Annotated in this window: 4 protein-coding genes; all 4 read right to left on the reverse strand. The window is 32.5% G+C overall.

Annotated elements, in window-relative coordinates; genetic code table 11:
- Positions 1-20 precede the first annotated feature (20 nt).
- Positions 21-2147, reverse strand: a complete 2127-nt coding sequence (locus RR409_RS01380; RefSeq protein WP_332555923.1) for a glycoside hydrolase family 13 protein — start codon at positions 2145-2147, stop codon at positions 21-23.
- 162 nt (positions 2148-2309) lie between these two features.
- Positions 2310-4745: a glycogen/starch/alpha-glucan phosphorylase gene (locus RR409_RS01385; protein ID WP_332555924.1), complete on the reverse strand. Its 2436-nt coding sequence runs from the start codon at positions 4743-4745 to the stop codon at positions 2310-2312.
- Positions 4746-4817: 72 nt separating this feature from the next.
- Positions 4818-6251 (reverse strand): glycogen synthase GlgA, encoded by a 1434-nt coding sequence (gene glgA / locus RR409_RS01390; RefSeq protein ID WP_332555925.1) that lies wholly within the window; start codon positions 6249-6251, stop codon positions 4818-4820.
- A gap of 16 nt (positions 6252-6267) precedes the next feature.
- The coding region (glgD, locus tag RR409_RS01395; RefSeq protein WP_332555926.1) for a glucose-1-phosphate adenylyltransferase subunit GlgD at positions 6268-7336 on the reverse strand (1069 nt) is incomplete at its 5' end.

Raw genomic sequence — 7336 nt, forward strand, 5'->3', positions numbered from 1 at the left:
GATAAACTAATACATAATTTTTACTGCAGATCAACTAACACTGCAGATTTTAAAGGCCTTAAGTTTATTTTTAACACTCCATTTTCCGCTTCAAGGCATTCTTCCCTCTCCATCAAATTCTGAAACGTTAACTCTTTTCCATTAAAATCTAATTTTATGGTAGCAACTTCTTTGATACTTCTATTTATAATTACAATTGCGCAATGTCCCCCATAGGTTCTTTTAAAGCATAGAACCTCCTCAGATATTTTATAAAATACAAGATCTCCGTATTTGAATACCTCATGCTGATTCCTTATAGAAGTTATTGTTTTGTACCAACTTAATATTTCTCCATCTTCTCTGTTCCAAGGATAAGCTTTTCTATTATAGGGGTCTTTTCCTCCTGTAAGTCCTGCTTCATCACCATAGTAGATGCAGGGTACTCCTGGGAATGTGATTTGAAGTAATGTTGCAAGCTTAAGCAGTGCTTTAGCAGTGTTTTCGTCATTACTATAATCTAAAAACATGGTTAATAACCTTTCTGTATCATGGGTACCTAATAAATTCATATTTGCATAAAAAACTTCTTTTGGATAGTTCTCATATAAACTCATACTTCTTTTAATAAAGTCTTGGCTATTTATATAACCTCTAAAAAAATCTAAGGTCATATTTCTAAAAGGATAATTCATGATAGAGTCTAACTCTTTTCCTAGAAGATATCTTCTACGCTGTCCATAACTTACTTTGTTTGAAGCATCTTCCCAAACCTCACCAATAACAACTCCATCTTCCTTTAATTCTTTAACTTTTTTCTTTAAAGCTTCTATAAAAGCATCTGGTAGCTCATCTGCTACATCTAATCTCCACCCCATAGCTCCAAGTTTTAGCCATTTATTTATCACAGAGTTTTCCGAGTTAATAATAAAGTCCATGTAGCTAGGCTCTAGTTCCTTCACATTTGGTAACGACTTAACTCCCCACCAACAATCATAGTCATTAGGGTACCTCGTAAATTGGTACCATTTAAAATAAAGAGACTCTTGTGACTGATATGCACCAATTCCTTCATAATTTCCAAACTTATTAAAATACACACTATCATCACCAGTATGACTAAATACTCCATCCAAGATTATTCTTATCCCTTGATCTTTGGCTTTCTTGCAAAGGTCTTTAAACTTTTCCTCATCACCAAACATAGGATCAATTTTCATGTAATCTCCAGTATCATACTTATGCACACTAGTAGCTTCAAAAATTGGATTTAGATATAAAATAGTTACCCCTAGATTTTTAAGATAACTAAGCTTTTCAATGACCCCTTGTAAATTGCCTCCATAAAAAGCCCATCTTAGTATATTTCCTGATGGATCTTTAATATACATAGGCTCATCATACCACTCACCATATATAAAAGAATTCTTCTTACCACTGGAAATCGCGGAACTACTGCAGTTAACACTTTTTATTCTAATTGAATTTTCATTATTTTTATTTTGATTATTTTCTCTGTTTTGAATCACTTGTTTGTCACTGTTATTATCAAAATTGTAATCTTTGTTATCCCTCATGTTCTGATCTATATTTTTATTATCATACTGAGAAATGTTATTTTTGCTATCAATAGAAAAGCTTCCATTACCCTTATAAAAACTGTCCACAAAAATTTGATAAATTATGCCCTCTTTATACCAATTTGGTACTTTAAAATCTTCATAAACTGTTATTTGATATGGTTTGGGATTGCTATTATAAAGTTTTCCTACACCTCCTAGGGCTACCTCATTGTTACCATAATAAAACCATTGATTTTCTTTTTTAATAGAAAAATAATATTCCAATATCCCTGGTTCCTTAACTTCTATTTCATTTACAAAATAGGAACTATAATAAACTTTATCTATGTTATGGTGAGACGTACTTGTGCTACGCATACTCACATCAATTACATAAGCCTTTTCATTTATATTATCAATGCTTTCATTAGCTTTTTTCATATTGACAGTTTCTTGTAAACCATTAAAATTAATTAATTCTAAATTTATTTCATCACACTCCTCAACACCTATCCTAAAAAAAATCTTAGAGCCGCAAGGTACGGCTCCAAAAGGATTTTTATAGAATAGGTGCTGTGAATCGTAGAAAATCTTTATATTCTCCATAACATCTCACCACCTCTGTTTTATATAAACATTTAAATTATAAGCAGCTTCATTTTTGCTACTTATTATAAGAAATTTACACCAAATCATTGTGTTGTATAACAAAACACTACAACTTAGAAAAAATAAAAGGTATTGTCCTTTGAAAATTTCTAAAGGTTCTTATAAGTTTTTGTACAAATAACCAGAGCCCCAAATTCCTGTGGCATATTCCTTTATGGTTCTATCAGAAGAAAATATACCTGAGTGGGCAATGTTAATGGCAGACATTCTTTGCCACTTTGAAAAATCTTTATATAATTCATCAACCTTATTTTGTGCATCTACATAAGATTCAAAATCTTTTAATACAAAAAACTCATCATTATAGGTAAGAAGAGCATCGTAAATCGCCCTAAAGTCATTAATATTTGAAGAATAGGCTCCATTAATTAGCTCTTCAGAAATTTTTCTTAATCTCATATCCTTATTCACTACTTCCATGGAATTGTATCCTCCATTTTGGTAATAGCTTAGCACCTGCTGTTCAGTAAGTCCAAAGATTACAATGTTGTCATCTCCAACTTCATCCCTGATTTCAATATTTGCTCCATCTAAAGTGGCAATGGTGACAGCTCCATTCATCATAAACTTCATATTTCCTGTTCCTGAAGCTTCTTTAGTAGTAGTAGAAATTTGCTCACTAACATCTGTAGCTGGAATTATTTTTTCTGCAAGAGAAACTCTATAATTTTCTAAGAATACAACCTTTATCTTATCCTTTATCCTCTTATCATTATTTACCCTACTGGCTACCATGTTTATAAGTTTTATAATATTCTTAGCTAGATGATACCCTGGCGCTGCTTTTCCGGCAAAAATAAAGGTTCTTGGAGTTATATCCAAATTAGGATTTTCTATAAGTCTATTATATAGGTGCATTATATGAAGAATATTTAAGGTTTGCCTCTTATACGCATGTATTCTCTTGATTTGCACATCAAAAATCGAATCCACATCTACCAATATGTCACTGGTATTTTTGATATAATTTGCGAGACTTATCTTATTTTCCTTTTTTATTTGATAAAGTCTTTCATGAATTCCCCTATCCTCTGCAAAGGCTTCAAATCTTTCCATATCGGTAGGATGATATATAAAACTATCTCCGATGGTTTCCTTAAGAAGCTTTGTAAGATGAGGATTTGCTTGAATAAGCCACCTTCTGTGGGTTATTCCATTAGTCTTGTTATTAAACTTATGGGGGAAATAATAATAAAAATTGTTCATCACCTGTTTTTTCAGTATTTCTGTATGAAGTTTTGCCACACCATTAACGCTATGACTTCCCACTATGGCGAGGTTAGCCATCCTCACATAGTTATCTCCTATAATTGCCATGGCGGAAATTTTATCCCATTGACCAATATATTTGTTCCAAAGCGCTTTGCAAAATCTCTCATTGATTTCTTCAACTATCATATATATTCTAGGAAGAAGGCTTCTGAAAATATCCACTGGCCATTTTTCAAGAGCTTCAGATAAAATTGTATGGTTTGTATAGGAGATAGTATTTTCAGTAATCCTCCAGGCATCTTCCCAACCTAACCCTTCTTCGTCCATTAAAATTCTCATGAGTTCTGGAATTGCAAGGGCAGGATGAGTATCATTTATGTGTATAGAGACTTTGTCGTCAAAGTCCATAATATGATTACCGTTCTTTTTGAAATTTTTAATTATACTTTGTAATCCAGCGGATACAAAAAAGTATTGTTGCTTAAGTCTCAGTATTCTTCCTTCCACGAAAGAATCATCTGGATACAACACCTGTGAAATAGCCTCAATGGAATTTTTATACTCAATGGCTTTTAAAAAATCTCCTCGTCTAAAAGAAGAAAAATCGAAATCATTTCCTAAGGGTTCTGCACTCCAAAGTCTTAAAGTGTTTACAGTTCCATTTTTGAACCCAACCACTGGAGTGTCATAGGGTACAGCAAGCACTGGCTCATAATTTATGTGAGTAAAGATAAGCTTCTCTTCATCTTTTTCCATATTAACAGTGCCGTAAAACTTAACTACTACAGATTTATCTTGTCTTTTTATCTCCCAAACATTATTTTCTTTAAGCCAATTATCTGGAAACTCTACTTGGCTCCCATCAATGATTTTCTGTTGAAAAAATCCATATTTATATCTTATACCGCAACCATGTCCTGGAATATTTAAAGATGCCATAGAATCTAAAAAACAGGCTGCAAGCCTTCCAAGTCCACCATTGCCAAGACCTTGGTCATGCTCTAAATCTTCTATTTTCTCTAAATTTATGCCTAACTCCTCTAGAGCTTCTTTGCACAGATCCCTAATCCCCAAATTTAAAAGACTTGAGCTCAATAATCTTCCTAAAAGGAATTCCATGGAAAAATAGTAAATTTGTTTCACCTCTGCGTTATGATACCTTTTGTCAGTTTGAAGCCACTCCGTAGCAATATAATCCCTCACCAAACTTGCTAAAGCCTCGTACTTATTATAATCCGTACCTTCCGTAAGCTCCTTCCCGTATAATTCTAAAAATTTTTGCTCATAATCTTTTTTAAAAGTCTCTTTGCATATACAAAGCACCCTTGAATCTCCTCCTGATTTATTGCTATATCTAAAAGAAAACTCCCACCTAAAACAATGGGAGCCTTATCCTTATTTTTCAATTAATTCTTCATATAATTCTTTATACTTCATCGCTGAATGTTCCCAGCTATTATCTGACTTCATAGCGTCCTTCATAATTAAGTTCCAAGTTTCTTTATCCTCATAAAAATTTAAGGCCCTTTCAATAGTATATAAAAGATCTTGAGAATTATAGGGTTCAAAGCTAAATCCATTACCTTTATGGGTGAATTCATTGTAGGAAATCACCGTATCCTTAAGTCCACCTGTTTCTCTAACTATAGGAATAGTTCCATACCTTAGAGCAATTAGTTGCCCTAACCCACAGGGTTCAAATAAGGAGGGCATAAGAAAAATATCTGATGCTGCATAAATCTTATGGGCAACACCGTTATTAAAGCAGATATTAGTAGACACCTTTTTAGGATATCTTAACTGCAAGTTTTTAAAATGCTCTTCATATTCCTTGTCCCCTGTACCTAGAATTACAAGTTGTATGTTTTTTTCTAAAAGAGTATCTAGTATCTGTATTAATAGGTTAATTCCCTTTTGTCTTGCTAACCTTGAAACAATTGCAAACATGGGAATATTCTTATTAATGGTAAGTCCTAATTCCTCTTGAAGCTTTAATTTATTTTCTCCTTTGTTACTTAAGGACTCTAGATTATATTTTTTATAAATATATTTATCAGTGTTAGGATTATAAACAGAATAATCAATACCATTTACAATACCTAAAAGCTCATGGTTTTTATATCTCAATAACCCATCCAATTTTTCACCATAAATAGGTGTTTGTATTTCTTCTGCATAGGATTTACTCACTGTGGTTATCCTGTCAGAAAAGTTTATTCCACCCTTCATGAAGCTACTGCAGCCATAAAATTCTACGCTTCCATTATAATATAAGTTATCTGTTAAATTTAATAAGTCTCCTAAAACCTCAGGTGGGAATACCCCTTGAAATAATAAATTGTGAATTGTATATGTGGTCTTTATATTTCTATAAAAAGGGTCTGAAATAAATTCATTCTTATAAAGCACTGGCACCATTCCTGTGTGCCAATCATGACAGTGAATTACATCAGGTTTGAAATCTACTTCTTTTAACATTGTAAGCACAGCTCTATCAAAGAAGGAAAATCTTTCTCCATCATCATAGAAACCATAGATCCCTTGTCTTTTGAAATAATACTCATTGTCTATAAAATAGTAAGTAACTCCATTTTCTTCATATTGTAGAACTCCACAATATTGACTTCTCCAGCTCATTGGTACTTTAAAGCTTTTAATAAACTTCATTTTTGCCTTAAAATTATGATTTATATCACTATAATTGGGTATAACCACCCTGGTTTCTACCCCTATTTTATTAAGATATTTAGGTAGTGAATATACTACATCCCCAAGTCCACCAGTCTTAATAAAAGGATCAGATTCCGATGCAACGAACAATATCTTCATCTTCAGCTCTTCCTTTCTATACTATACTATTCTTTTCTATCACTATTGGTTCACCATAAATTCCTAGCACGTTTTTCACCCTTGAAATCACTGAGTTCTTATCTGCAATAGCATTCTCCATATGAACTCCATCTCCAACTTGAGTTTTAGACATCAATATGGAATTTTTCACTACAGCTCCTTTGCCAATCTTCACTCCTCTGAAAATAATGCTATTTTCTACAGTTCCTTCAATGATAGCCCCATTGGCAATTAAAGAATTGCAAACTTTAGCTTCGGTACCATATTTCGTTGGCGCATTATCTTTTGTCATAGTATGAATAGGATAATTCTCCTTAAATAGCTCCTTAGATTTCTCCATATTCAGAAGTTCTAAACTTTTATTGAAATATGCACTTATTGAGTTTATACATTCTAAGTATCCCTTATATTCAAACGCATTAATGTTTATTTCCTTATGAAAATATATAACAGTATCCTTAAGTGAGTAAAGAGCACTAAGCTCTGATGCCTTATTGATAAGTTTTAAAAGGAACTCTTTTTTCATGATATACATTTCCATTGATACATTCTTTTCATTGTTATCCCCTTTATTGGTGGCTAAGCCTGTAACTCTTCCATCTTCATTGATGTTTAGAGTGTCGCATCTTAAGAAATTATTCTTAGCATCTTGAACCTTTTTGTGGATTACTGTAATATCTGCCTTAGAATTTTTATGATAGTTTACTGCCTCCCTATAATCTATGTTGCAAATCATATAGCTTGGTGAAATTATCACATATTTTTGTCTGCTGTTTTCAATATAATCCATATTATCTCTAAAGCTCTTCATTTCAGTCATATACAAACTGTTGGAGGAATTATAATAAGGATAGAATAGAAAAAGTCCATCCTTCTTTCTATCTAAATCCCAGGACTCACCAACTCCAAGATGCTCTGTTAATGGCCTTGGCTTTTCTTGTATAAATACACCAACATTCAAAATCCCTGAGTTTACCATGTTAGATAAGACAAAATCTATAATTCTATATCTACCTAAGAAAGGTATCGCAGCTATTGGTCTATGATTAGTTAATTCCTTAATT

The organism is Clostridium sp., assembly GCF_036642255.1.
Classification (GTDB): Bacteria; Bacillota; Clostridia; order Clostridiales; family Clostridiaceae; genus Clostridium_J.